This is a genomic window from Streptomyces sp. McG3, assembly GCF_018619185.1.
Lineage (GTDB): Bacteria > Actinomycetota > Actinomycetes > Streptomycetales > Streptomycetaceae > Streptomyces.
In genome coordinates, this window is sequence record NZ_JAAXYC010000560.1 from 1 (window position 1) to 1527 (window position 1527).

Below are 1527 nucleotides of genomic sequence, written 5' to 3' on the forward strand. Positions count from 1 at the left end.
TCCACCCCTTCTCCTTATTTCTACACTCGACTAGTCGTCGGCAGCGTCAGATGTGTATAAGAGCCAGGCCGGACGTCGCACGGGCCGTGGACGAGGTCAAGAAGCTGCTCGGCGAGGGCCGGATCACCCAGGCCGTGGACGTCCTCGGCGCCACGCTCCCGGCCGCCGCCGCCGAGCACGGCGAGCATTCACCGGTCGTCCGCATCCTGCGCAAGCAGTACGCCGCGACACTGATGGACGACGGGCAGTACCGCCGCGCCCTGCCCGAGCTGCGCCGCCTCGCCGAGGACCGCGCCGCCGAAGCGGGCCGGACCGACGCCCAGGCCCTCCAGTTCCGCTACGACGCCGCCCAGTGCCTCGAACAGCTCGGCGAGGCCGGGGCCGCGCTGGTCGAGTACCGCGCGATCCTCCCGTTCTACGAGAACGCCTACGGGCCGATCGCCTCCGACCCCGGCCGCGCACTCGACATCCGGCACCGCATCGGGCAACTGCTCCTGGCGGTCGGCGACCACACCGCGGGCCGGGCACAGCTCCAGGCCCTGCTGTACGACGCCGAGCGCACCTACGGGCCGCACCACGCGCTGCCGATGGACCTGCGCCGCCTGCTCAGCCACCAACGGGACGTCCGCGGGGGCTGACAGCGCCGCCCATACCGGACCACATCCCCAACTCCTCCCGAATCGTTGGTCGAATCGGTGGCACCGGCCACCTCCACTGCCTAACATCGATCACCGCAAGGCTTTGTGCACTGATGCACAAACTCTCCCCGGGAGGCTCCTTTGCACCGCCGTCGTCGCACCGCGCTCGCCGTCCTCGCCGCGACACTCGTCGCCGCGCCGTTCCTTTCGGCCTGCGGCAACCAGTCCCACCCCGGCGCCGCGGCCGTCGTGGGCGGCGAGCGGATCGAGGTGTCGACGGTCCAGGACCGCGCCGCGGACGTCCGCAGCGCCCAGGAAAGCTCCCCGGAGGCCGCGCAGCTGGTGAACAAGTCGGGCCAGCTCAACCGCGCCAAGCTGCACGGGCTGATCTTCGGCCGGATCCTCGACCGCGCCGCCGCGGACGCGGGGGTCACGGTCACCCGCAAGGAGATCCAGGAGATGCGGAAGGCCAGCGGCGCCCAGCAGGGCGGCGAGGAGCGGTTCGAGGCGATGATGCTCCAGCAGCGCTGGGTCGCCCCGGACCAGATCGACGCCGACATGCGCCAGGAGGTCCAGCTCCCGAAGCTGGCCGAGGCGCTCGGCGCGGACCTCGGCACACCGGCCGGCCAGCAGGTCGTCGGCGAGGCCCTCACCAAGGCGTCGAAGGCCCTCGACATCGACGTCAACCCGCGCTTCGGCACCTGGGACGACCAGAAGATGCAGCTCGGCAACTACAGCGCGCCCTGGATCACCCAGGTCACCGAGTTCGCGCCGAAGGAATCCCCGGCGGGCGCCTGAACCGGCGGGCGCGCGAACCGGCGGGCCGGGGACCCGGGGCCGGAGGTAGGTTCGCAGGGTGAACGCCGAAGCCCCCGACGCCCCCGTCGAG

1 protein-coding gene and 1 pseudogene are annotated in these 1527 nt (G+C 71.8%); both read left to right on the forward strand.

Translation table 11 applies throughout. The annotated features are described in order from the left end of the window. A pseudogene (locus tag HET64_RS38425) lies at nt 1–638 on the forward strand (serine/threonine protein kinase); the annotation flags it as partial. A 141-nt stretch (nt 639–779) separates the two neighbouring features. Further along, nucleotides 780–1436 carry a SurA N-terminal domain-containing protein gene (locus HET64_RS38430; RefSeq protein ID WP_215111850.1) on the forward strand — a complete coding sequence of 219 codons (657 nt, stop codon included), beginning with the start codon at nt 780–782 and terminating at the stop codon, nt 1434–1436. Nucleotides 1437–1527 lie beyond the last annotated feature (91 nt).